Source organism: Aquabacter cavernae, from assembly GCF_003993795.1.
Lineage (GTDB): Bacteria > Pseudomonadota > Alphaproteobacteria > Rhizobiales > Xanthobacteraceae > Aquabacter > Aquabacter cavernae.
The window spans coordinates 1226799-1250862 of the sequence record NZ_RWKV01000008.1 but is presented as its reverse complement, the minus strand read 5'-3'; the positions used below and the strand labels follow the sequence as shown (position 1 = coordinate 1250862).

The window sequence follows — 24064 nt, the reverse complement described above, 5'->3', positions numbered from 1 at the left end:
GGACGATGCCGCAGGTTCGCGCCAACGGCGTCAATCTGGCCTATCGCGAATGGGGGGAGGGTGACACCACCCTCCTCTTCATCCACGGCAACCTTGCCAGCAAGGAGTGGATCTCGCTGGCCGCGCCCCATTTCCCGCGCGGCGTCCGCACCATCGCCATCGACTGGCGGGGCTGCGGCGACAGCGAGCGGCCGGTGCCGACAGCGGATTTCGCAAACTACAGCATCGCGACGCACGCGGCCGACATGCTGGCGGCGCTCGATGCCCTCGGTGTCTCCTTCTGCCATCTCGCCACCCATTCCACGGGCGGCATCATCTCGACGCGCATGCTGCTGGCGCAGCCGGAGCGGTTCGGGCGGGTCTTCGCCCTCTCGCCCGTCTCCCCCCGCAGCATCCCCTTCACCCAGGCGCAGCTGGACATGTTCCTGCAGATGAAGGCGAACCCCGCCTTCGCGCGGATGGTGATGGCCATGACGGCGCCGTCCTTGTTCGTCTCGACGGCGCCGGGCCAGCCGCCGAAATTCAGGCCGGATGCGGGCGCGCGGGCGGACCTGTTCGAGCGCATCCTCGCCCAGACTATGTCCGTCTCGGACGGCATCTGGCTGGGCACGCCCATCGGCCTGACGCGCGAGTTTGAAAGCGGTGAACTCTTCGCCCGCATGGGCGACATCCGCCATCCCCACCTGATCGCCTGGGGCGAGTATGACGGGATCATCGCGAAGGCGGACCTGGAGTTGATGGTCAAGGGACTGCCGGACTGCCGTCTCTCCGTGGTGCCCGACGTGGGGCACTCCCTGAACCTGGAGGACCCGGAGCTGTATGCGGGCTATCTGGGCGGCTGGCTGTCGGGCAACGCCGTCTGAGATGACGGCGGGGAGGGGCTGGGATGGATCGACCTTCAGATCGATAGATGGTTCAGCCGCTTAAGGCCCGTCATGTCCGGGCTTGTCCCGGCCCTGTCCCAGCTTCTGGAGCGAGCGGCGGGAGAGAAGCAGCGCCGCGAAGCCGATGGGCACATAGACGAGGAACACGCAGCACCGCGCGACCCATTCCACCAGAAGCCCGCCCGTGACCGGCCCAATGATGGAGGCCGGCGCGAAAACCGCCTCCTGCTGACATCCCTTCGGAGATCGAAAAAGGGCGTGGAACAGGTTGCCCTGTGATCCACGCCCTCTTTGTCATCCGTCACTTTATGAGCCGGGCGCCCTCAGCCGGCCGTGCCCGCCTCGACGGGGAAGTCGGTGGAGACGGCGATGGCCCGCCAGTCCTTGAGGATCGCGGCGTCCGCACGGTGCTTGGCTTCGATGGCGGCGACGGTGTCGCTGCCGAGCGGCAGGCGGACGGGCGGGTTGGGTGCGGCCACGAAGGCGATCACCGCTTCGGCGAGCCGCTCGGGGTCGCCCGGCTGGGCATGGCTGATGCCCGCCGCGAAGGTGCGCACGGAGCCGGCCGTGCCGGCATAGTCGGCGATGACCGTCGGGCTGATGGAGAGGGAGGTGGAATCCAGGAAGTCCGTGCGGAAATAGCCGGGCTCGATGGCGGTGACATGGATGCCGAGCGGCGCCAGTTCATCGGCCAGGGCTTCGCTCAGGCCCTCCACAGCGAACTTGGTGGAGCAATAGACCCCGAACCCCGCGCCGCTCTGGTAGCCGCCCACGGACGAGAAGTTGAGGATATGGCCCGAACGCTGGCGCCGCATGTGGGGCAGCACGGCGCGGGTCACGTTCAGCAGGCCGAACACATTGGTCCGGTAAAGCGCTTCCACTTCCGCGCCCGTGGCTTCCTCCACCGCGCCCAGCAGCCCGTAGCCGGCATTGTTGACGAGCACGTCGATGCGCCCGAAGCGCTGGACGGCGGCCTTGGCGGCGGCGTGCGCCTCAGCTTCGTCGGTAACATCCAGCTTCACGGCCATGAGCTGGGGGTGATCGCCGAAGCGGTCCGTGACCGCCTGGGGGTTGCGGGCCGCGGCCACGACGGCGTCGCCGGCCGCCAAAGCCTGCCGGGTGATGAGAGCGCCGAAACCGCGAGACGCGCCGGTGATGAACCAGATCCGCATGAGTTTATTCCTTCCAAAAGGCCCGTCTCGAATGGTCCGGGCCGGTGGAAGGGTTTTACGTCCTCGCTTATGTTGAGATAATCGCCTATGTTTTTCGCAAGTTGATGAGTGAAATTCACCAATGCGGAAAATCAGCTCAGCCGATCTCGCCTCCTTCCTGGCCATTGCGCGCCACAGGAGTTTTCGCCGGGCGGCCGATGAGCTGGGCTGCACGCCCTCCGCGCTCAGCCATGCCTTGCGGGCGCTGGAGGAGCGGCTGGACCTGCGGCTGGTCAACCGCACCACGCGCAGTGTCGGGCTGACGGAAGCGGGCGAGCAGCTTTATGCCCGCGTGAGCCCCGCCTTCCGGGATATCGACGACGCCCTGGAAGACCTGAACAGCTTTCGCGGCACGCCCACCGGCCAATTGCGGATCAATGCCGCCCCGGCCTCGGCACGGCTGGTCCTGCTGCCGCTGGTGGCGCGCTTCCTCGCGGCGCATCCCGGCGTCAGCGTGGAGGTCGTCGCCGACAATGCGCTGGTGGACATGGTGTCCGACGGCTTCGATGCCGGCGTGCGCCTCGGGGAGACCATCGCGCAGGACATGATCGCGATCCCGCTGGGCCCTCGCCAGCGCTCGGCCATCGTTGCAACGCCTACATTTTTCGAGGCCCATGCGCGGCCTTCGGCACCGGAGCAATTGAAGGGGCTGCCCTGCATCGGCCTGCGCTTCGGGTCCGGCCGCCTCTATGCCTGGGAGTTCGAGCGCGGCGGGGTCAATCTGGCGGTGGAGGTTTCGGCGCGGCTGATCCTCGACGACCAGGACCTGATGGTGGAGGCGGCGCTGAACGGCACGGGCATCGCCTATACGTTCGAGGATCAGGTTCGCGATCTCGTGGCGCAGGGGCGGCTGGTGCGGGTGCTGGAAGACTGGTGCCCCTATTATCAGGGCTTCTATCTCTACTATCCCAGCCGCCGCCAGATGCCCTCCGCGCTCCGCGCATTCGTGGATTTCGTGCGGACGGCCGGCTGATCCATAGAGCGTTTCAGCTTTCCATGGAACGTAGAGACGCTCTATCTCTTTGTTTTTACGCGATTCTTTCACGCGAACGGCTTCACGATTCGCTCGGAAGCGCTCTATGGATCAGCCGGCCGTCAACATTCCCGGAAAGGCGGCGGCGGCATGGAAGGGGTTGATTGACGCCGGCCTCACGCGGCGCGCGTCCAACCGGCTTCAGAACGCGATTTCCGTGAGCTGTTCCGAAATGCCCCACAGGCGGGCCGAGGCTCCGGCATTGAGGGCCTGCGGGGGAATTTTCGCCACGGCCGGGAAGCCGCGCGTTTCGCTGAGGCCGTCCGGACCATAATAGCCGCCGCCCTCGGCATCCGGCGCGGTGGCGGCGAACAGGGTGGGGAGCGCGCCCTGGGCGACGGGCTGGAACAGGAACCACAGCACCGACCGCGCAAGGCCATGGGCGCTCCAGCGGCCGGGGGCATTGTGCAGGAGATCGGTGCGCGCGACGCCGGGATGGGCGGCCATGCTGGAAAGGCCCCAGCCACGGGCGTCGCTGCGGCGCTGCAGCTCGAAGGCGAACATGAGGCAGGCGAGTTTCGACTGGCTGTAGACAGGCATGGGCCTGTAGCTCTTGTGTGCGTTGAGATCGTCGAACGCGATCGCGCCGCTGCGGGCCGCGACGCTCGACACCGTGACCACCCGCGCATCCCTGCCCTTGCGCAGGAGCGGCAGGAGATGACCCGTGAGTGCGAAATGGCCGAGATAATTGGTGCCGAGCTGCAGTTCGAAGCCGTCAGCGGTTTCCAGCCGTCGCGGCGGCACCATCACGCCCGCATTGTTGACCAGCAAATCGAGGCTCTCCCGCTCCCGGCGCAGTCTTTCGCCGAAATCCGCGACGGACTGCAGGCTGGCAAGGTCGAGCCTCTCGAAGCGGACATGCCCGCGCGCGGCATTCTCGCGGATGCGCGCGACGGCATCCGTGCCCTTCTCGGCATTTCGGCCGGCGATGATCACGTCCGCGCCCGCCCGGGCCAGGGCCAGGGCCGTCTCGAAGCCCAGCCCCCCGGTGCCGGTAACCACGGCCGTGCGGCGATGCTGATCGGGAATGTCCGCGGCGGTCCAGGTGGTCATCGTCCTGCCATTTCAAAATATCGCATCAAGTGCAAAAATAATATCGCACTCAGTGCAATTATCAAGGCGCTCCTGTGATGGCCAAGGATCGCGAGACGGACGTGCCGGGCGAGGGCCTGCGGGCGCGCAAGCGCCGGGAGACATTGCAGCGGATCACCGATGCGGGAATCGGCCTGTTCATCGAGAAGGGCTATGAGGCCACGACGCTGGACGCCATCGCGGAAGCGGCGGGCATCTCCCGGCGGACATTCTTCTACTACTTCAAGTCCAAGGACGAGATTCTCCTGTCCCTGCAAAGCGGCGTGGGGGACATGCTCGTCAATGCCCTGCGGGACGTGCCGCATGAAAAGCGGCCCCTGGACGCCATCCGCGAGGCGATCCTGAACGTGTGCGCGCTCATTCCCCCCGACGACATGATCGCCATCGACCGCCTGATGCGCTCAAGCCCGGCCGTTCAAGCCCGCAAGCAGGCGAGCTATGTGGAGCAGGAGAGAGCGCTGTTCGCGGCCCTGCGGGAGCGGTGGCCGGAGCCCGGGCGGGAAACCGGCCTCAGGCTGGTCGCTATGCTCGCCATCGGTGCCATGCGCCTCGCATCGGAGACGTTTCACCGGGACGGCGGCAAGCGCTCCTTCGTGGAACTGCTGCACGAAGCCTTTGACGCATTGGCGGCGGAAACCTGATCCGGCCGCCTTTCGGGCGTCACCGGCCGGCGGGCAATCTGGAGCTCGGCTTTGGCGGGTTGCCGGGGAAATCGCGAAACTGCGCGCCGAATCAAGCCGCTTGGGCGAATCGTGCCGCCCCCACCGCCCGCGGGGCGGGGCTGTGGATATTTTCCCGCTCCGTGAGAAGGACAGGGTGCCTGCCGGATCCATGGCCGACGAAGGGGTGGCATCACGGACCCGCGAGCGGGAAACACGGTAAATGAAGAATTTTCGCCATATTTTGCGGTTTCTGGGTACCGGATTGTTTGCGTGCTATTCCTGCAACACAGGTTGGGATTCAGTCATAGCAAGGGGTTTCGGGGCATGAACGGCGTTGATCGGGGGTCCGCCTTTTGTATGGTGGCTTTGCGACGAAGGGGGGCAGTCCCCGGTCGCCCTTCCGCGCCGGGGGCTTTGCCAGGGTGCGGGGGGCTAATCGGGGCAAGAACCTCTCGAGGTGCGGTGGCACCAACGAGGCGGCACTCGCTCCCTCGGAACAAAACTTTTGGAGGTCACAATGAAGATGGTGAAGAGCCTTCTGCTCGGTAGCGCCGCGGGTCTTGCCGCCGTCGCTGGCGCCCAGGCTGCCGATCTGCCTGTCAAGGCGAAGGCTGTCGAGTACGTGAAGGTCTGCTCTGCGTACGGCGCGGGCTACTACTACGTCCCCGGCACGGACACCTGCCTGAAGCTCGGCGGTTATGCCCGCTTCGACACCTACATCAACGCGGTTGGCACCTTTAACCCGGCGATCTCGTCTGCCGGCGCCACTGCGTTCAACGCCCCCGGCAACGGCGTGGCTGGCTATCCGCTCTCCACCTCCGACACCCCTGACTACATGACCCGCGCCCGCGGCGTCGTGGATGTCGACGCCCGCACCGCGACCGACTACGGCGTGCTGCGTTCGTATGTCCGCTTCGGCGGCCAGTGGGATTCGCAGGCGTCTGCGGGTTCGCCGGCTGGCGGTTCGCTCTACTTCGAGCGCGCCTTCATCCAGTTCGCGGGCTTCACCTTCGGTTATACCCAGTCGTTCTTCGACACGGGTATCAACTACATGCTGACCACCCCGTACGCTGGTTCCAACACCTGGACCTCTGCGATCGCCTACACGGCGCAGTTCGGCAACGGCTTCTCGGCGACCATCGCCCTCGAAGACGCCGCCAACCGCATCACCGGCATCCAGTTCGCTGCGGCGTCTGTCACCACCGGTGGCATCTCCTACAGCAACTATCAGGACGGCCAGTCCGTTCCCGATATCGTCGCCAACCTGCGCCTCGACCAGGCTTGGGGTACCGCGATGCTGTCCGGCGCCCTGCACCAGGTGGCTGCTCTGACCCCCACCATCGGTGGCGCGACCTACGTCGGCGAGACCTCTTCGGACAGCTGGGGCTGGGCCCTCGGTGGTTCGGTCGAGTTCAAGCTCCCGATGCTCGCCCCCGGCGACAGCCTGTACATCCAGGCCAACTATGCTGACGGCGCTCTGAACTACCTCGGTCTCTCGGGCACCGCCCAGGGCCGCGCGACCGGCCTCGGCATCGTTGACGTTGGCACGCAGCTGAATGCGCTCTCCGGCGCTTACTACCCGCTCGCCGACGCGATCTGGACCGGCACCGGCTTCTCCAAGGAGTCCGGCTGGTCGATCCAGGGTCAGTTCCGTCACTACTGGGTCCCGAACCTGCGTTCGGCGATCTACGGCGGCTACGTGTCCGTGGAAGTTCCCGCGAACACCCTCAACGCCTACGACGTGAACATGTGGCAGGTCGGCCTCAACACCATCTGGTCGCCGGTCAAGAACCTCGACCTCGGTCTCGAGGTTGTCTACTCCAAGGTTGACGGCGGCGCGCCGTTCACCGTCACCGGCGGCACCGCCACCACGATCCCGACCGCTGTCTACGGCGGCTCCACGGACGTGTGGTCGGGCGGCTTCCGCGCTCAGCGTAGCTTCTGATCGAACTTTTCGATTGGAAAAGAACCCCGGCAGGCAACTGCCGGGGTTTTTCTTTGGGTAATCTTGATCTATTCTTTGGCGGTATTAAGATCCGACGCGCGCTGGAAATGATACAATGTAGCATTTATTGCTTTGCGTCGCGTCAGGGGCTGTCGCATACTGGTCATGGATAGAGTCGCTTCGCGCGCTCGGGGGTGGGGGATTATGATGAAGCGTTCGCACTTGGTTTCGGCCGTCGCCTTCGTGGCGGCAACGTCCGGCGCCTCGGCGGCTGATCTGCCGGTCAAGGCTGCGCAGGTCGCCTATGTGAAGCAGTGCACGGCCATGGGGGAAGGCTTCTATTACGTGCCCGGCACGGACACCTGCCTGCGCCTCGGCGGCTACACCCGGGCTGAAGGTTATTACAACACCTACACCAACTATCCCGCGGGCAACGATCAGACCTACTCCATCGGGCTGTTCGGCCTGATCATGGATGCGCGTACCAATACCGAATATGGCGTGCTGCGCTCCTATATGGACATGCGCTTCATGTGGCGTACGTCGGATCCGTGGGAGCCGGGCCCCAACACGGCTCAGTTCGCCCCCTGGAACATCTATATCCAGTTCTCGGGCTTCACCTTTGGCTATGCCCAGTCCTTCTTCGACTTCTACGCCAACGCGAACGTTCTCGGTACCGATCCGGCCACCATCGGCGACGACGTGCGCACGCCGCTGGTCGCTTATACCTGGGAATTCCAGCAGGGTTGGGCGGCGACGGTCTCGGTCGAAGATTCGGCCACCCGCGATAGCGGCGTGAATCCGTCCGACCCGACTTCGCCGGACGCCGTCGATAATTACCAGGCCGGCTCGCGCATCCCGGACTTCGTGGCCAATTTCGGCCAGACCGGGGACTGGGGTCAGGTCCAGCTCTCCGGCGCGCTGCACAAGATCACGGCCATGATGCCCACCGAGGCGGGCTACACCTATGTGGGCTCGGACACCACGTCGAGCTGGGGCTACGCGCTCCAGGCGGGCCTGATGTTCAACCTGCCCTTCATCGCGCAGGGTGATTCGCTCTATCTGCAGAGCGCCTATGTGAACGGCGCGGTGTCCTATCTTGGCCTCGTCAATCCCAGCGGATCTTTCTCGCCGCCCGACGCCTTCATGAATACGGACGGCACCGTGTCCAAGGTCAGCGGCTGGAACTTCACGGCCCAGTTCCTGCACAATTGGAACGAGGCGTGGCAGTCGGCCTTCTTCGGCGGCTATGCGAAGTTCAATCTCGACAATGCCATCGCCGAGGCGGTTTATGGCGGCACGTCGGGCACCAATTACAACCTCGGTGCCAACGTAACCTGGACGCCCGTGAAGAATCTCGGGATCACCCTGCAGTATGATTTCAACAGCTACGCGGCCAACGGCTATGTGAATACGGGCTATGGCCTGCCGGTCCAGGATCAGAAGGCCCACCAGCTCATGTTCATGGTGGAGCGCGATTTCTGATCGGCTGACGCTGGACGAGTTCCATCAGGCGGCGGCTCCCGGAGCCGCCGCCTTTTTCGTTCCCGGACCCCGGGGCCTGCCCGCAACGTGCCGCGCGCCCGCGCGCGTCCCGGGCCAGGGAAAGGGCATCTGCGGGGCAGGGGCGTGGCGGGCGCAAGACGCTTGGCGCTTGGCGCTTGGCGCAAGACGGCGAGACGGCGCATCCGTGTCGGCGCGCGGATCTGTCCCGTGCATCATGATCGCCGCCACGCACATAATTCACCCGCCCCCTTGCGCGGCGGAGTACAAGAAAGTAGGCAAACGCCAGCCTTTCCTGGCCATCGGAGCATAGCGCAGCCTGGTAGCGCATCTGCTTTGGGAGCAGAGGGTCGCAGGTTCGAATCCTGCTGCTCCGACCATTCCCTTCCCATCCGCCGCGCCTGAAACGGCCCGCATCGCCGGTAGCGCGTTTCAGCCTTTCATGGAAACGCTGCGACGCTCTGTCTTTTCGTTTTTATGCGTTTCCGTCACGCGAACCGCTTCACACGTCGCTCGGAAACGCTCCAGGCGGGCGGCGGAGGCCCGTCAGCGGGCGAAGAGGGTGGTGGACAGGCGGTCGCCCGGCGCGATCCCGAGGCGGCGGGAGGCCCCGCCATTCAGCTCCAGCACCGCCCGCACCGGCTCGCCGGAGGAGATGGTCCGTTCCGAGAAGGGCGTGGTCATGGCCTCGATGCGGGCAATGGTGCCGTCCGCGCGGATGAACAGCATGTCCAGCGGGATGTAGGTGTTCTTCATCCACATATAGACCGGCTGGTCCTGCTTGAAGTCGAACAGCATGCCCTGGCGCTCGGGCATCTGCTTGCGGAACATCAGGCCGGTCTCGCGCTGCTTGTCGGTGCGTGCCAGCTCCACTTCCAGCACCACCACGCCGGACTTGGTGGCGATCTCCAGCGGATCGAGCGGGCCCACGGGCTGGGCGGCGTCGGGGCCCTGCGCATAAGCGGGCGGCACGGCGGCGGTCAGAAGGGCAGGGGCACCGAAGGCGAGGGCCGCGAGGCCGAGTCCCAGGGCCAAAGCGCGGACAAGCCTGTTGCCGCGCGCCGAAAGCGTCGCAGGTTCGCTCATGTGATCCTCAATGGGTGGAGGGAGCGGCGTCTTCCGCCTTCACGTCGGTGGCCATCAGCCCCTTCGGGCCGTTGCCGAACCGGACCAGCACAGTCTGGCCGGGCCGCAATTCCGTCAGGCCGTGGCGACGCAGGGTCTCCATATGCACGAAAATGTCCGGCCCGTTTTCGCCCTGGGTCAGGAAGCCGAAGCCGCGCAGGCGGTTGAACCATTTCACGGTGGCGGTCTCGAACCCGCCGGTGGGCTCGATGGCGGCGCGCACCCGCGTGGCCGGCGCGACGGGCGCCGCGATGCCGGTGGAGAGGTCCAGCGAGATGACGCGGAACGCCTGCAGGCCCTTGGCCCTGCGAGCCGCCTCGCACACCACCCGCGCGCCTTCCAGGGCGGTCTGGAACCCGTCCCGGCGCAGGCAGGTGACATGCAGGAGAACGTCGGGTCCACCCCCGTCGGGGACGATGAATCCATAGCCCTTGGCGGCATCGAACCATTTGATGGTTCCGGCCACTTCGGTGAGCTGGGCCGGCGCCTCCGCGCTGTCTTCGGCCGCAGGCAGAAGCTGTGTCTCGAAGCTTGGTTCGTGAGACCCCATACCACCCGACCCCACTGTCCCGATCGCCACGCACGGGCTCCTGTTTCCAGGAAAGGACAGGATAGCAAGTCCGGTGTGCGGCGCACACCTTTTCCTTGCGCCCGGAGGGGGTGGAATGCGCGATTGTTGGGCAAAACACTCCATTCAGGGTTGTCCGCCTCAGGCGTTCGCGGCCACCCCTTGGATGAAGGGTTCGAGAACGTCGCCGATCTCGGCGCGGACCACGAGATCGGCCATCTCGTCGAAGTCCGTTTCCTCCCGGTTGATGATGACGAGCCGGGCTCCGGCCCGCTTGGCGATGAGCGGGAAGCCCGCCGCCGGATAGACCACCAGGGACGAGCCGATGACGATGAACAGGTCGCAGGCCCTGGAGAGTTTGTCGGCCCGCGCCATCTCCGCGACCGGCATGGCCTGGCCGAACGAGATGGTGGCGGTCTTCACCGGGCCCTCGCACGCCTCGCAGAACGGCGCCTTTCCGCCGCTCGCCTCGAAGCGGCTGCGCACCCAGTCGAGTTCATGGCGCTGGCCGCAATCGAGGCAGGTGGCGTAGGTGGTGTTGCCGTGCAGTTCCACCAGCGCCGCGTCCGGCACGCCGGACGCCTGGTGCAGGCCGTCGATATTCTGGGTGATGATGGCCCGCAGGCGGCCGTCGGCGAGAAGGCGCGCCAGCGCCGTGTGGCCGCGCCCCGGGGTCGCCGCGCCGAAGGCGGCGTCCATGGCGAACTTGCGCCGCCAGGCCTCGTCGCGGGCGGCCTGATGGGCGACGAATACGTCGAAGGGAATCGGCTTGTTCTGGGTCCACAGCCCGCCGGGCGAGCGGAAGTCGGGAATGCCGCATTCCGTGGAAAGGCCCGCCCCCGTGAAGGCCACCGCGCTGCGCGCCTGCGCGAGAAAATCGCGCAACGTGTCCTGGGCCGCCTTGAGTTCTCGTTCCGACATCATACCTACCCCAGGCCGGCCGCCGGCATTGTCCACTTCCATCCAGGATCAGCCATGCGCTTTCTCCACACCATGGTCCGCGTGACCGATATCGACCAATCCCTGGATTTCTACTGCAATAAGCTGGGGCTGCAGGAGGTTCGGCGCAAGGAGGTGCCCCAGGGGCGCTTCACCCTCATCTTCCTCGCCGCGCCTGGCCAGGAAGGCGTCGCGGAGGTGGAGCTGACCTATAATTGGGATCACGAAGTCTATGGCGAGGGCCGCAATTTCGGCCATCTGGCATTCGAGGTGGACGACATCTACGCCGCCTGCGCCCGCCTGATGGAAGGCGGCGTCACCATCAATCGCCCCCCGCGCGACGGCAACATGGCCTTCGTGCGCTCGCCCGACAATGTCTCGGTGGAACTGCTGCAGAAGGGCCCCGCCTTGCCGCCGCAGGAGCCCTGGGCCTCCATGCCCAATACCGGAAAATGGTGAGGGCGGGCCCGCATCTGTCCACAGCCTGTGGGTTTACGTCGGCGGGGCCTTGCGCACCGCCGACGCGCCTCCTATAAGGGCCACCGCTTAAGCGCCCTTCGTCTATCGGTTAGGACGCCACCCTTTCACGGTGGAGAGAGGGGTTCGACTCCCCTAGGGCGCACCACAAGCGAATTTCCTTATCCGACATCATTGGGTTTCCCGGCCGTTGGCCCAGAGCTGATCGGCTCGGGTTCGGGCGCATTGCGTGCCGTTCACCTTTTCACTGGGCCTTATTCAGGCGACCGCTCGTGGCCGACGATCCATGTGATCCTGAGGCCGCGTCGTCCTGCGCTCACACCTCTGCCTGATGCATGCGCCGGGTCCGCAGTTCCGGCGGGGTGAGTCGTGTGGCTCGGATGCGCCGACGGTCTTGATTGGTGCTCGCTTCCGTTTTCCAGCAAATTTTGGATGTAATACTCGTGTATGCGCTATGTTTAATCGATCGCATTCAAACTTATAATTTATAAGTGGCGCACACGTATGTGTATATTGAAATTATATACACATTTATATAGGGATAAATTATATCGAATTATTGAATTTAATTGAATAATAACAGTGATCGTTGGGGCGGTCGTAAGGTGGGCTAGCCGATATGGGGCGGTGGCCGGGACTTGTAAGGGGTCGCGTGGTGGACGGGGGCGGGATGTGATGACGGGTAAACAGGGGCGGTCCGCTGCGGGCCTTCGCCGCTCGATGGTCGCGGCATTCAGTGTCGTTGCCGGGCTCATGGTGGCGGGCTGCAATCAGAAAAACCAATATGTCGCGCCGCCGCCGGCCAAGGTCGTCGTCGCCCCGCCGGTTCAGGCGCCCGTCACGCTTTATGCGGAGTTTACGGGCAACAGCGCGGCCGCAAGCACCGTCACTCTGGAGGCCCGCGTGCAGGGCTTCCTCACCGCCATCGATTATGCGGACGGCGAGGCCGTGAAGAAGGGGCGCGTCCTGTTCGAGATCGAGCAGGCGCAATATCAGGCCCAGGTGGACCTCCAGAAGGCGCAGCTCGAATCCGCAAAGGCCACCGAGGAGAATTCCCGGCGGCAATATGAGCGGCAGGCGGCACTGGGGCTGAAGGAAGTGTCCAGCCAGCGCCAGGTGGAGGATGCCAAGACCACCCTCGACACCGCCCGCGCCCAGGTGGCAGCGTCCGAGGCCAATCTCAAGCTCGCCGAGACGTCGCTGGCCTACACCACCATCCGCGCGCCGTTCGATGGCGTGGTGACCCGCCATCTGGTGGATGTGGGGGCGCTGGTGGGCTCCACGGGTGCCACCAAGCTCGCCACCATCCTGCAGGTGGATCCCATCTACATCTATTTCACCATGTCGGAGCAGCAGCAGATCGACATGCGGGACAGCCTCGCCAAGATGGGCAAGACGCTGAAGAGCCTGCGCGAGGAAGAGCTGAAGATGCCGGTGGAGGTCGCCCTCTCGGCGGAGCAGCCCTACCAATATTCCGGCCGCATCGACTATGTGGCGCCGAACCTGGAGACGGGAACGGGCACGCTCCAGATGCGCGCCGCCCTGGAGAACAAGGACGTGGCCCTGGTGCCCGGCATGTTCGTGCGGGTGCGGGTGCCGGTGGGCAAGATCGAGACGGCCCTGCTGGTGAATGACACCGCCGTCCTCTCCAACCAGGTGGGCAGCTACGTGCTGGTTGTGGGCGCGAACAATGTGGTGGAGCAGCGGCAGGTGGAGACCGGCCCGGTGGAGGGCCAGTTGCGCGTCATCACCAAGGGGCTGTCCGCCACCGACAAGGTGGTGATCGGGTCGATCCAGCGGGCGGGGGCGGGCACCACCGTCTCGCCGGTGGAGGGGGCGATGGCGGAGCGGCCGAAGGCTGCGTCACCTGCCGCGAACGCGCCCGCAGCGGCGTCCGGCAAAGCCAACCCGTAACGCAACCGGCGGTTCCGAAGGCGGTCCCATGTTCTCGCGCTTCTTCATCGAACGGCCGGTGCTCTCCAACACCCTGGCCCTGGTCATCGTCTTCGTGGGCGCCCTGTCGCTCATGAGCCTGCCGATCTCGCAATATCCGGACGTGGTGCCGCCCACCGTCTCGGTGTCGGCCACCTATCCCGGCGCCAGCGCGCGCACGGTGATGGAAACGGTCGCCCTGCCCATCGAGCAGGAGGTGAACGGCGTGGAGGGCATGATCTACATGCAGTCCACCAGCGCCAGCGACGGCTCCTACTCGCTGGTGGTCACCTTCGACATCGGCACCGATCCGGACATGGCGCAGGTGCTGGTGCAGAACCGGGTGTCGCTGGCGGAGGCCCAACTGCCGACGTCGGTCTCGACGCAGGGGCTCACCGTCAAGAAGAAGTCCACGTCCATCCTTCAGTTCGTGAACCTCTATTCGTCGGACGGCCGGTTCAACAATCTGTTCCTCGCCAATTATGCCAGCATCAATCTGAAGAACGAGCTGTCGCGCCTGCCGGGCGTGGGTGATGTGACGGTGCTGGGCGCGGGCGACTATGCCATGCGCGTCTGGCTAAACCCGGACCGCATGCAGGCCTACGGCCTCACGCCCAGCGACGTGACCTCCGCCATCTCGCTCCAGAGCACGCAGGTCACGGCCGGCCTCGTGGGCGGGCCGCCCTCGCCCTCCGACGCCAATTTCCAATATGTGCTGAACATCACCGGCCGCTTCAGCGAGGTGGCGGACTTCGAGAACATCGTGGTGAAGTCCGAAAGCACCGGCGGCGGCAGGGCGGTGCGCATCAAGGATATCGGCCGCGTGGAACTGGGCGCGGCCTCCTACGGCACCGTTGCCTCGCTGGACGGCAAGCCCGCCGCCGCCATCGCCATTTCGCAGCTCTCCGGCGCCAACGCGCTCACCGTCGCGGAGAATGTGAACGCCAAGATGAAGGAGCTGGCGGCGGCCTTCCCCGCGGGGCTCGACTACAAGGTCTCGTTCGACAGCACCAAGTTCGTCACGGCCTCCATCCACGAGGTGTATGAGACCCTGATCATCGCGGCGGTGCTGGTGCTGGCGGTGATCCTCCTGTTCCTTCAGGACTGGCGCGCCACCCTGGTGCCCGCCACTACCGTTCCCGTCACCATCATCGGCGCCTTCGCGGCCATGTCCGTGATGGGCTACAGCATCAACACCACCAGCCTGTTCGCGCTGGTGCTCGCCATCGGCATCGTGGTGGATGATGCCATCGTCATCGTGGAAGGCGTCGCCCGGCATATGGAAGCGGGCCTCTCCAGCCGCGAGGCGTCGGTGAAGGCCATGAACGAGCTGACCGGGCCCATCATCGGCATCACCCTGGTGCTCATGGCGGTGTTCCTGCCGGCGGCGATGCTCAGCGGCCTCACGGGCAAGATGTACCAGCAGTTCGCCCTGGTCATCGCGGCGACCGCCCTCATCTCGGCGGTGAACGCCGTGACGCTGAAGCCGACCCAATGCGCGCTGTGGCTGCGCCCGACCGTGCCGCCCGAAAAGCGCAACATCGTCTATCGCGCGTTCAACGCGGTCTATGCCCGGTGCGAGGACGCCTATGCGGCCCTCATCGGCCGGCTCGTGGCCTTCGCGGTGCCCACCACCCTGGCCGGGATTGCCCTCATCGGCGTGTCCTTCTGGGGGCTCTCCCAAGTGCCTACCAGCTTCATGCCCAGCGAGGACCAGGGCTATTTCATCATCGCCGTGGAGCTGCCCGCCTCCGCCTCCGCCCAGCGCACCGAGGCGGCGGTGAGCGAGGCCGTGGCGCGGGTGCGCAAGGTGGACGGGGTGGAGAGCGTCATCGGCGTCTCCGGCATCTCGCCGCTCGACAGCAACGCCACCCTCTACAATGCCGGCATGATCTATGTGGTGCTGAAGGACTGGGACGAGCGCAAGACGGCCGACCTGAGCCTCACCGGCATCAGCGGCAAGGTGAAGGCGGCGCTGGACGGCATGGACACCGCCACGGCCCGCCTCCTGCTGCCGCCGCCCATCCAGGGCATCGGCAATTCCAGCGGCTTCAGCATGATGGTGGAGATGAAGGACGGCAGCGCCGACTTCTCCGCCCTTCAGGATGCCGCGCAGGAACTGGCCGCCAATGCCAATACCCAGACCAGCCTGACGGGCGTCGCGTCCAACTTCCAGGGCAAGGTGAAGCAGCTTCGCCTCGTGGTGGACCGCATGAAGGCGGAGACGCTGGGCGTCACCGTCAACCAGGTCTTCTCGGCGGTGGAGGCTTATGTGGGCTCGTCCTACGTGAACCAGTTCACCAAGTTCAACAATGTTTTCCAGGTCTATGTGCAGGCCGATGCGGGCTATCGCCTGCAGCCCGCCGACATCCTGAAGCTGAAGGTGAAGGGCGCGGACGGCCAGATGGTCCCGCTCGGCGCCTTGGCGCGCTTCGTGGGCGAGGTGGGGCCGCCGCTCATCACCCTCTACAATCTCTATCCCGCCACCAGCGTCCTGGGCAGCGCGGCGCCCGGCTTCTCCTCGGGGGATGCCATGTCGCTCATGACCGACATCGCCAAGGCCACGCTGCCCGCCACCATGGGCACGGCATGGACCGCCATGTCCTATCAGGAGCAGGTGGTCGGCAATCAGATCTATTATGTCTTCGCCATCGCGCTGCTGCTCGTCTACTTCGTGCTTGCGGGACAATATGAGAGCTGGGTGCAGCCGCTGGGGGTGATCCTCGCCGTGCCGCTCACTTTGCTGGGCACGGTCATCGCCTTGCAGGCCCTGGGCATGCCGAACGATCTCTACACGCAGATCGGCATCGTCCTGCTCATCGCGCTGGCGGCGAAGAATGCCATCCTCATCGTGGAATATGCGCGCGAGATGACCGCCGAGGGCATGGCCCCGGGGGAGGCGGCGGTGAAGGCGGCGCGCCTGCGCTTCCGCCCCATCCTCATGACCTCCTTCGCCTTCATCCTCGGCATGCTGCCCTTGGTGTTCGCGTCCGGCGCGGGGGCCGGGGCGCGGGTGTCGCTGGGCGTCGCGGTGGTCAGCGGAATGCTGGCGTCCACGGGCCTCGCGGTCCTGTTCGTCCCGGCCTTCTTCACGGTTCTGGAGCGTATGCGTGGCGCGCGCGCAAGCCATGCGGCGCCGGTCCACGGTCCCTCATAGGGCCGTATCGCCGGACGGGGAGGGCAGCCCTTCCCGTTCGTGCCGGACCTTCCGTTGGTGATCGCGCCGGCGTCGGCCGCCCGGCGAGGTCAGTGCTATGTTAAAAGCTCATCTGAGCCTAATATTTTATAACATATATTGGTGTGCTCGGAAATATATTGAATGTTTCTACCGAATTCATCGGAACGAAAGTTCAGTATTCTGTCGGGGGCGTCAGTAAATGGAAGTCGGTGCGCGCGTAAACGAAAATCGTCCGCTGACACGCAAGCGGATCGGCAACCGGGCCCAGGCGCTTCTGTGCGGGGTCAGCGTCGCAGTCCTTCTCCAGGCGGGCGCCGCGCGCGCGGACAACACCACCTGCAATGCGACGGTCTGCACCGTGAGCGTGGGAGCGAACGGTGAGAACGGCGCGTCCTACATCATCATCACAACGCTCGCGACCCCCGGCCTGCCCGGAGACCCGGTTTCCGACACCATCGACTATGACGTGCTGGGCGCAGCCGGCACCGCCATCCAGCTCGGCTCGGTGGGCGGCAGGGGCGGCAACGGCGCTTATGCCTTCAGCACCGTTGCCGGCGCCCAGGGCGGCGACGGCGGTGCGATTTCGCTGACATTGAGCGGCGCGGTGTCCGGCGGCTCGGACCAGACCTCCGTCACACCCCTGGTTTACCTCTATTCCATCGGCGGCAATGGCGGATACGGCTTCGGCCGCTTCGGCAAGGGCGGCGAAGGCGGGGCGGTGACGCTGGACCTGACCTCCTCGGTCACGGCCACGGGCAAGAATTCGCCCGCCATCTACATGCTCTCCCAGGGCGGCGAGGCAAACTATTCCCGCGGCGCGTCCACGGGTGGAACGGACGAGGACGGCATCACCGGGGACCACGGCGGAAATGCCGGGGCCATCACCGCCACCATCGGCGCGCAGGCTCTTGTCTCCACAGCGGGAGCCATGGCCCCGGTCGTGATCGCCTCGTCCGAGGGCGGCCTCGGGGGAACGGCCGGCGCGACCCTGGGCGGGTCCTATTACGGATCCGTGGGCGGCAATGGCGGCACCGTCACCGTCTCCAATGACGGCATCTTGACCAGCACCGGAAGCAATTCCTCCGGCCTTGTCCTGCAAAGCGTGGGTGGCGCGGGCGGCGGTTCCAGCGGCAATGCGTTCGGCGTCGGCCAGGCCGGGCAGGCCGGCGGCTGGGGCGGGGTGGTGAGCGGGACCAATACCGGCTCCATCACCACGGCCGGCGATTACAGCTTCGGCCTCGTCGCCCAGTCGGTGGGCGGGGTCGGCGGCAAGGGCGGCAATTCCACCTTCTTCGACGGGGGCGACGGCGGTGCCGCCGGAACCGGCGGCGTGGTGGAGATCACCCATTCCGGCGCCATCACCACGCAGGGCACGGGGGCGAGCGCCATCGTCGTGCAGAGCGTGGGCGGCGGCAATGCCATCGATGCGTTCAGCGTGTCGGAGACGGTGGTCCATACCAGCGGCGGCGGCGATGGCGGCAAAGGCGGCCTGTTCGGCAGCGGCGGAACGGGCGGCTCCGGCGGCGCCGGCGGCAATGTCACGGTGAACAATAGCGGGTCCGTCCTCACCATGGGGGATCAGGCCTACGGCATCCTGCTCCAGAGCATCGGCGGCGGCGGCGGCACAGGCGGCGCGAACATCACGTCGGGTGCGTTTCTCGCGGTGGCACTGGGCGGCGACGGCGGCTCGGGCGGCGATGCGGCGGATGTCACCTTCAACGGCACGGGCGGCGACCTCTCCACCTTCGGCAGCGAGGCCACGGGTGTGATCGCCCAATCGGTGGGCGGCACGGGCGGGCAGGGCGGATACGCGAGCGCGGGCTCCGTTGGCGTCGTCCTCTCCGTGTCCGTGTCCACCGGCGGGGCGGGCGGCGACGGCGGCAAGGGCGGCAGCGTCACCGTGGACAATGCCACCTCCATCACCACGTTCGGCGACACCGCCATGGGCCTCAACGCCCTCAGTGTGGGCGGCGGCGGCGGAACCGGCGGCGACAGCAATGCCCTCGCCATCGCGCTGCCGCTCTATAATCCGGAGGGCGGCTCGCCGCCCTCCATCAGCTTCGCCATGGCCACCGGCGGGTCCGGCGGCACGGGCGGCGCGGGCGGATCGGTCACGCTCTCCAACGCCGCGCAGATCCGCACCTATGGGGTCGGCGGCACGGGCATCCTGGCCCAGTCCGTGGGCGGCGGCGGCGGTACGTCCGGCAATGCGGTGGCCTACAGCCTGTCCGTCTCCGCCCCCGATTCCGGCGCCTTCAGCATGAGCGATTCCATCGGCGGCTCGGGTGGGTCCGGCGGGGCGGGTGGCTCTGTCAGCCTCACCAATACCGGCACGGTCCAGACCTGGGGCAACACGGCCTTCGGCCTGCAGGCCCAGTCCGTGGGCGGCGGCGGCGGCGACGGCGGTTCCGCCACGGCCACCGCCGATGCCATCAGCTTCCAGCGGAGCATCGTCATCAGCGCCAGCGTGGGCGGCAGCGGCGGTTCCGGTGGTGCGGGAAATGGGGTGAAGGTGCAGCAGGAGGGGACGGTCGTCACCCTCGGCACGGGCGCGGCCGGTGTGCTCGCGCAGTCCGTGGGCGGCGGCGGCGGCAATGGCGGCGCCGCCACGGTCTCGGCGGCCCAGGGGCTGTCCTTCAACGACGTGGCGAATGAGCTGGTCAAATTCCTGCCGCTGGGTGATTCCGTCTCAATCACGAAATCCGTCGGCGGCAGCGGCGGCGATGGGGGCAGCGGCGGGACGGTCAACGTCGTCACCACGGCAGGCTCTGCCATCACCACCTATGGCGCGGGGGCGGAAGGCATCCTGGCGCAGTCCGTGGGCGGCGGCGGCGGCTCGGGCGGCGACAACATCGTCTCTGCGTCCGGCACCTTCTCCTACAGCCTGTCCGTAGGCGGTTCTGGGGCTTCAGGAGGGGCCGCCGGGCGGGTCTCCGTCACCCAGGCGGGCACCATCACCACCATGGGCGATGGCGCGCACGGCATCTTCGCGCAGTCCGTGGGCGGCGGCGGCGGCCGGGGCGGCAGCCTGAGTTCCAACACCTCGGACACGCCCGATTCCGTCGCCGAACTGTGGGCCGCCCTCAAGAAGGCGGTGGGCATCGGGAATTACGAGGCATGGGCCGCCTCCACCGGCAATACGGACACAAAGGCCGCGCTCGACCAGTTCATCGCCGACATCCAGGATGCGGATGCCTATCCCGAGCTGAATGCCGCCTATGAGCTGTCGGACTTCCTGGCGGATCTGAGGACCTTCAAGACCAGTCTCAGCACCCTCTCCAACCTTGCTCAGGGCAAGCTGCCCACCCCCACCGTCGCGATCACGGTGTCCGTGGGCGGAAACGGCGGCGACGGCATCACGGGTTCGGATGTCACCGTCATCAATACCGGCACGATCGGCACATGGGGCGACGTGGCCCACGGCATTTTTGGCCAGTCGGTGGGCGGCGGCGGCGGCCAGGGCGGCGGCGCCTACGGGGCCGGCTCCTCCACGCTCAATTTCAACAATGCCCTGGGCGGTAACGGCGGCGGCGGGGCGAGCGGCGGTAAGGTGACCATCACCAATTCCGCTGAAGTCACCACCTACGGGCGGACATCCTACGGCATTCTCGGCCAGTCCATCGGCGGCGGCGGCGGCCTCGGCGGCAGCGGGTTGAGCGCGCAAACCATCACCTATGGCGCGGACCTGAAGACGCTCTCCCTCTCCGCGAGCCTCAATCAGAGCATCGGTGGCATAAGCGGCACCGGCGGGAACGGCGGGACTGTCACCCTGACGAACTATGCCCCCGTGACCACGTTCGGCAGCGAGGCGCACGGCGTGGTGGCCCAGAGCGTCGGCGGCGGCGGCGGCATCTTCCTCACGACGCCCTATCGCAGCACGGCCGGCACGAGCGGCACGCAGAGCGACGAGACGGTCTCTGTCGCGACCCTGCTGGCACTCCTCAAGTCCGCGGGGATCGAGGACCTGCCGGTGATCACCCTGTCCGGCTCCGCCGATGGCCCGGCTCTGGCCGGGGCCACGACGGTTCTCGGTGGCGCGAGCGGTGTTTCGGGCTATGGCGGTGAAGTGCTCGTCTACAATTACATCCGGGAAAACGCCTATAGCGGCAAGCAAACCCTCGGCACCATCACCACCCACGGCGAGGCGGCGTTCGGCATTTTCGCCCAGTCCGTGGGCGGCGGCGGTGGCTTCGTCAATTCTCCCGGCAGCGCGGGCGAGAACCCCTATGTGCTCGCCTATGGCGGCGGTTCAGGCAAAGGCGCGGAGCTGGACCTGTTTCTCGGCGATGGCTCCAGCATCACCACCTATGGGGCAAATGCCATGGGCATTGTCGCCCAGTCCGTGGGTGGCGGCGGCGGCTATGGCGGCGCCTCGGTTCTTGCCGGCGAAACGGTTCCCGTGATCGGCAGCATTCACGGCACCTCCTCCGGCGACGGCGGCCGGATTTCCATCTCGTCCGTCACGAATGATTCCGGGCTGACGGCCGCGATCACCACCTATGGCGCCCGGGCCCACGGCATCTTCGCGCAATCTGTGGGCGGTGGTGGCGGCCTCGTGGCGACGCCCTTCGGCACGGATACGCGGGCACAGACGGCGCTCACGCAATTGTCCGGCACGCTGACCGCACTGGTCGCGAGCGCGGGAGGCTCCAGCACGCTGGACGCCAGCATGGACCAGATCCCCGCATCGCTGCAGAATTATGCCCGCCTGCTGGGCAGCGGGACCACCACGCTGGACACGGCGGTGAGCAACCTCGCGAACCTCAGCTCTCGCAGCAGCGCCTCGGGAACGGGGCAGTGGGTGGACATCAGCTTCAACGGCGATATCACCACATACGGTGCGGACGCCTACGCGATCTTCGCCCAAAGCGGCCGCCAGACCCTGGACGGCAGCCTCGACCCGACGGTGAAGGGCGGATCGATCGACATCACCACCAAGGGCATTGTGTCCGGCGGCTCAGGCACCGGCGCGGCCATCGGCGTTGACGGCGGCAAGACCAATGACATCACGGTCTCCGGTGGCTCCCTCAGCGCGCTTTCGGGCACGGCCGTGCGGTCGTCGTTCGGCATCGACCAACTCAGCAACAGTGGCCAGATAACCGGCGATATCGACCTCGCCGTGGGCAATACGACCGAGAGCAATTCCTTCCAGAACACCAGCAGCGGCACCTATATTTCCAACGTGAACGGCAGCATCCGCCTGTCCGGTGACGGCGGGGCGGGGACGTTCACCAATGCGGGCTCGGTCAATATTGCCGGGACGGGCATCATCGGCGCGCTGACGATCAGCAACGGCACCACCACGCTGGGCGGATCGCTCCTCGTGGATGTCAGCACGCCCGCCGCGGGCGCAGCCCTCAGCGACGTGCTGGTGGCGGGTGACGTGAAGCTCAACGGCGTCGCCATCAAGCCGCAGGCCGTCGATAGCCTCCTGCCGGGGACCTTCACGGTCGTCACAGCCTCGTCCCTCTCGACCACCAAGGCCGCGACGGTGGAGGCGGCTTCCGGCAGCCCCATCTCCTGGACCGCCACCACCTCCGACAAGACGGTGACCATCACCCCCTCCGCCACGTTCGTGGCGAGCGCCGGGTCCAACCTCTCCCGCACGCAGGTCAACTTTCTCAACAGCCTGCAGACCGCCTGGAATACCGGGAATGCGGGGGCGTCGAGCACCTTCGCGGGCATGGCCAACGCACCGTCCCAGGCCGCCTACCGCATGATGGTGGACAGCTATGGGGTGAGCGAGGCGCAGGGCCAGCCCGCGGCGATCCAGACGCTCGCGGCGCGCGGATCTCTGGGCGCGGCCATGAGCTGCCCGTCCTTCGAGGGAAGCGGCACCCTCATTCAGGAGACCCAGTGCGTCTGGTCGCGCGTGACCGCCAACCGCATGACCCTCGGGGAGGGCGCAGGAAGCGAGGGCTTCACCCAGAGCGGCGTCAGCTACCGCATGGGCGGCCAGTGGGAGATCATGCCTGACCTGTTCCTGGGCGGGAGCGCGGCATTCACCACCAGCACGCTCAATGCCTCGGACGGCCTGTCCGCCACGTCCGGCACAGGCGGGGATGTGTCCGTGGCGCTGAAATATCAGCTCGGCCCCTGGCTGTTCGCGGGCACGCTGCATGGCGGCTATGGGAAGTATGACTCCACCAACATGTTCTATTTCGGGAACAATGCCTGGAGCATGACCGACGACAACAGCGTCTGGACCGGCGGCCTCCGCCTGCGGGCGGCGTATGAGATGGCGTTCGAGACCTGGTATCTGCGCCCCTATGTGGACCTGGACATCCTCTATACGAACATGAGCGCCTATGACTTCGAGGGCGGTGGGCTGATGCTGCGGGCCGATCCCATGCGCCAGTGGGGCCTCGCCTTGGGGCCAGCCGTGGAATTGGGTGCGCGCATCGAACTGGACGAGAAGAGCTGGCTGCGGGTGTTCGGCACGGTGGGCGGCATCTTCCTCAGCGAGAGCAGCCTGGACACGAATGTCTGGGTGGCGGTGGGCAACGAGGCGGGCTTCGGCTTTACCTCGTCGTCTGAACTCCCGCAGGTCCTGCTGGATCTCGGGGCGGGCGTGCAGTTCATGGCCCACGACAAGTATGAGCTGCGGGGCGAATACAAGGCGCAGGTGGCGGACGAGTTCCTCAACCAGGAACTCAGCCTGCGCTTCAGCAGCCGCTTCTAGGTTTGGGGCGTCCCGCATGGAGGCGCGCGCGTTTTCCTGTGGGGCGCGCGCGCCCTTCATTCAGGTTTCAACGCCGCGTCCGGTCAGTCGCTCCGTTCGGGGATAGAGGGCGCGGAGGTGCCTGCATCCAGATAGACCAGATCGGTGATGCCGGTGGAGAGGTCGGGCGCGCACGGCTCGTAAACCACGTCCACGAGGGTGCGGGGGCCATAGCGGCGGAAGCAGATGTGCCACCGGAACCGGATGGCTTCGTCGGTCTGCAGGTCCGTCATGCGCTCGCTGACACCGCTCGCCAATGCGAGGTTTCCGGCAAGTACGGAGGGGCGCAGATCCGGGCCGAAGATGAGCGCCCGCGCCTCGTTGGCCAGGGCATCGGCCATGAAGCGGCCTTCAAAGGCGGAGGTTTCCGGCCAGAGGGACTGGAAGCCCTGTGAGGCCGCGATGAAACGGATGCCGTCCAGGTCGAACAGCGCCCGCACGCCGGCCTGACGCTGCACGAAGAGCCGCTCCACGCGCACCTCGTCCCGGGCCGTATGCGCCATCAGGGCCTTCAGCCGCTTCATGCTGCCGGGGGCGGGGGTGTCGCGGCCCGATTCCCAGAAGGAAATGGCCGCCTGCGACACGCCCAGCATTTCCGCCAGGGCTGCCTGTTTGATTCCGTTCAGTCGGCGCCATGTCTTCAGGTGGCGGGGAAAATCGGAATGCATAGCCGTACCGGGTGAAGCGATCCGTACCAGTGTAAAGTCTCGGGCGGTTTCGTTGAATGACGACTTTTGCCCTTGCTGCAAAAATTGCAGGCGCTTCCCGCGGTCGGGCCGTTGAGATGATCTTGA

16 protein-coding genes and 2 tRNA genes are annotated in these 24064 nt (G+C 66.3%); 11 read left to right on the top strand and 7 right to left on the bottom strand.

From position 1 onward, the window contains the following. Nucleotides 1-5 precede the first annotated feature (5 nt). A complete protein-coding gene (locus EJJ38_RS10425) occupies nt 6-863 on the top strand; it encodes an alpha/beta fold hydrolase (protein ID WP_127089996.1) in 858 nt (285 codons plus the stop codon). A gap of 60 nt (nt 864-923) precedes the next feature. Here EJJ38_RS10425 and EJJ38_RS20770 read toward each other — a convergent pair whose 3' ends face one another. Both EJJ38_RS20770 and EJJ38_RS10420 read right to left on the bottom strand, forming a co-directional pair. Continuing rightward, on the bottom strand, nt 924-1055 hold the full coding sequence (locus tag EJJ38_RS20770) for a hypothetical protein (protein WP_274704722.1): 132 nt from the start codon (nt 1053-1055) through the stop codon (nt 924-926). 152 nt (nt 1056-1207) lie between these two features. Continuing rightward, the gene (locus EJJ38_RS10420; RefSeq protein ID WP_127089995.1) at nt 1208-2056 is read right to left on the bottom strand and encodes an oxidoreductase; all 849 of its coding nucleotides are present in this window, start codon (nt 2054-2056) and stop codon (nt 1208-1210) included. A gap of 121 nt (nt 2057-2177) precedes the next feature. Between EJJ38_RS10420 and EJJ38_RS10415 the strand changes: the two genes are divergently transcribed. Continuing rightward, nucleotides 2178-3068, top strand: a complete 891-nt coding sequence (locus tag EJJ38_RS10415; protein WP_127089994.1) for a LysR family transcriptional regulator — start codon at nt 2178-2180, stop codon at nt 3066-3068. 201 nt (nt 3069-3269) lie between these two features. On the opposite strand, the gene EJJ38_RS10410 is transcribed toward EJJ38_RS10415, so the two are convergent. Then, nucleotides 3270-4181: an SDR family oxidoreductase gene (locus EJJ38_RS10410; protein WP_127089993.1), complete on the bottom strand. Its 912-nt coding sequence runs from the start codon at nt 4179-4181 to the stop codon at nt 3270-3272. A gap of 77 nt (nt 4182-4258) precedes the next feature. On the opposite strand from EJJ38_RS10410, the gene EJJ38_RS10405 reads away from it, so the two are divergent. The 4 genes from EJJ38_RS10405 (at nt 4259) to EJJ38_RS10390 (ending at nt 8710) form a co-directional block, all read left to right on the top strand. Beyond that, on the top strand, nt 4259-4861 hold the full coding sequence (locus EJJ38_RS10405) for a TetR/AcrR family transcriptional regulator (protein ID WP_127089992.1): 603 nt from the start codon (nt 4259-4261) through the stop codon (nt 4859-4861). 538 nt (nt 4862-5399) lie between these two features. After that, entirely contained in the window at nt 5400-6827 is a 1428-nt protein-coding gene (locus EJJ38_RS10400; RefSeq protein WP_127089991.1) for a porin, read from the top strand. A 207-nt stretch (nt 6828-7034) separates the two neighbouring features. Then, nucleotides 7035-8312 carry a porin gene (locus tag EJJ38_RS10395; RefSeq protein ID WP_245454178.1) on the top strand — a complete coding sequence of 426 codons (1278 nt, stop codon included), beginning with the start codon at nt 7035-7037 and terminating at the stop codon, nt 8310-8312. A gap of 321 nt (nt 8313-8633) precedes the next feature. Next, nucleotides 8634-8710 (top strand) — tRNA-Pro (locus EJJ38_RS10390). Nucleotides 8711-8876: 166 nt separating this feature from the next. Here the strand turns inward: EJJ38_RS10390 and EJJ38_RS10385 are convergent. From EJJ38_RS10385 to EJJ38_RS10375, 3 genes are all read right to left on the bottom strand, one after another. Further along, the gene (locus EJJ38_RS10385) at nt 8877-9416 is read right to left on the bottom strand and encodes a DUF192 domain-containing protein (protein ID WP_127089989.1); all 540 of its coding nucleotides are present in this window, start codon (nt 9414-9416) and stop codon (nt 8877-8879) included. A 7-nt stretch (nt 9417-9423) separates the two neighbouring features. Then, nucleotides 9424-10005, bottom strand: a complete 582-nt coding sequence (locus tag EJJ38_RS10380; RefSeq protein WP_127090351.1) for a cold-shock protein — start codon at nt 10003-10005, stop codon at nt 9424-9426. Between the two features lie 159 nt (nt 10006-10164). Then, the gene (locus EJJ38_RS10375) at nt 10165-10944 is read right to left on the bottom strand and encodes an SIR2 family NAD-dependent protein deacylase (RefSeq protein ID WP_205666158.1); all 780 of its coding nucleotides are present in this window, start codon (nt 10942-10944) and stop codon (nt 10165-10167) included. 54 nt (nt 10945-10998) lie between these two features. Here EJJ38_RS10375 and EJJ38_RS10370 point away from each other — a divergent pair, with 54 nt between their 5' ends. From EJJ38_RS10370 to EJJ38_RS10350, 5 genes are all read left to right on the top strand, one after another. Further along, nucleotides 10999-11421, top strand: coding sequence for a VOC family protein (locus EJJ38_RS10370; protein WP_127089987.1), 423 nt, complete (start codon nt 10999-11001; stop codon nt 11419-11421). A 91-nt stretch (nt 11422-11512) separates the two neighbouring features. Further along, nucleotides 11513-11587 (top strand) — tRNA-Glu (locus tag EJJ38_RS10365). A gap of 572 nt (nt 11588-12159) precedes the next feature. Continuing rightward, nucleotides 12160-13353, top strand: a complete 1194-nt coding sequence (locus EJJ38_RS10360; RefSeq protein ID WP_245454215.1) for an efflux RND transporter periplasmic adaptor subunit — start codon at nt 12160-12162, stop codon at nt 13351-13353. 28 nt (nt 13354-13381) lie between these two features. Continuing rightward, nucleotides 13382-16528: an efflux RND transporter permease subunit gene (locus tag EJJ38_RS10355; protein ID WP_127089985.1), complete on the top strand. Its 3147-nt coding sequence runs from the start codon at nt 13382-13384 to the stop codon at nt 16526-16528. A gap of 220 nt (nt 16529-16748) precedes the next feature. Beyond that, entirely contained in the window at nt 16749-23231 is a 6483-nt protein-coding gene (locus tag EJJ38_RS10350) for an autotransporter outer membrane beta-barrel domain-containing protein (protein WP_127089984.1), read from the top strand. An 83-nt stretch (nt 23232-23314) separates the two neighbouring features. On the opposite strand, the gene EJJ38_RS10345 is transcribed toward EJJ38_RS10350, so the two are convergent. Continuing rightward, the gene (locus tag EJJ38_RS10345; RefSeq protein WP_127089983.1) at nt 23315-23938 is read right to left on the bottom strand and encodes a helix-turn-helix transcriptional regulator; all 624 of its coding nucleotides are present in this window, start codon (nt 23936-23938) and stop codon (nt 23315-23317) included. Nucleotides 23939-24064 lie beyond the last annotated feature (126 nt).

Bases quoted from the DNA above. Each gene is read 5' to 3' on its own strand.
- EJJ38_RS10425 (WP_127089996.1), top strand. From the start codon at position 6: ATGCCGCAGGTTCGCGCCAACGGCGTCAATCTGGCCTATCGCGAATGG.
- EJJ38_RS10420 (WP_127089995.1), bottom strand. From the start codon at position 2,056: ATGCGGATCTGGTTCATCACCGGCGCGTCTCGCGGTTTCGGCGCTCTC.
- EJJ38_RS10415 (WP_127089994.1), top strand. From the start codon at position 2,178: ATGCGGAAAATCAGCTCAGCCGATCTCGCCTCCTTCCTGGCCATTGCG.
- EJJ38_RS10410 (WP_127089993.1), bottom strand. From the start codon at position 4,181: ATGACCACCTGGACCGCCGCGGACATTCCCGATCAGCATCGCCGCACG.
- EJJ38_RS10405 (WP_127089992.1), top strand. From the start codon at position 4,259: ATGGCCAAGGATCGCGAGACGGACGTGCCGGGCGAGGGCCTGCGGGCG.
- EJJ38_RS10400 (WP_127089991.1), top strand. From the start codon at position 5,400: ATGAAGATGGTGAAGAGCCTTCTGCTCGGTAGCGCCGCGGGTCTTGCC.
- EJJ38_RS10395 (WP_245454178.1), top strand. From the start codon at position 7,035: ATGAAGCGTTCGCACTTGGTTTCGGCCGTCGCCTTCGTGGCGGCAACG.
- EJJ38_RS10385 (WP_127089989.1), bottom strand. From the start codon at position 9,416: ATGAGCGAACCTGCGACGCTTTCGGCGCGCGGCAACAGGCTTGTCCGC.
- EJJ38_RS10380 (WP_127090351.1), bottom strand. From the start codon at position 10,005: ATGGGGTCTCACGAACCAAGCTTCGAGACACAGCTTCTGCCTGCGGCC.
- EJJ38_RS10375 (WP_205666158.1), bottom strand. From the start codon at position 10,944: ATGTCGGAACGAGAACTCAAGGCGGCCCAGGACACGTTGCGCGATTTT.
- EJJ38_RS10370 (WP_127089987.1), top strand. From the start codon at position 10,999: ATGCGCTTTCTCCACACCATGGTCCGCGTGACCGATATCGACCAATCC.
- EJJ38_RS10360 (WP_245454215.1), top strand. From the start codon at position 12,160: ATGGTCGCGGCATTCAGTGTCGTTGCCGGGCTCATGGTGGCGGGCTGC.
- EJJ38_RS10355 (WP_127089985.1), top strand. From the start codon at position 13,382: ATGTTCTCGCGCTTCTTCATCGAACGGCCGGTGCTCTCCAACACCCTG.
- EJJ38_RS10350 (WP_127089984.1), top strand. From the start codon at position 16,749: ATGGAAGTCGGTGCGCGCGTAAACGAAAATCGTCCGCTGACACGCAAG.
- EJJ38_RS10345 (WP_127089983.1), bottom strand. From the start codon at position 23,938: ATGCATTCCGATTTTCCCCGCCACCTGAAGACATGGCGCCGACTGAAC.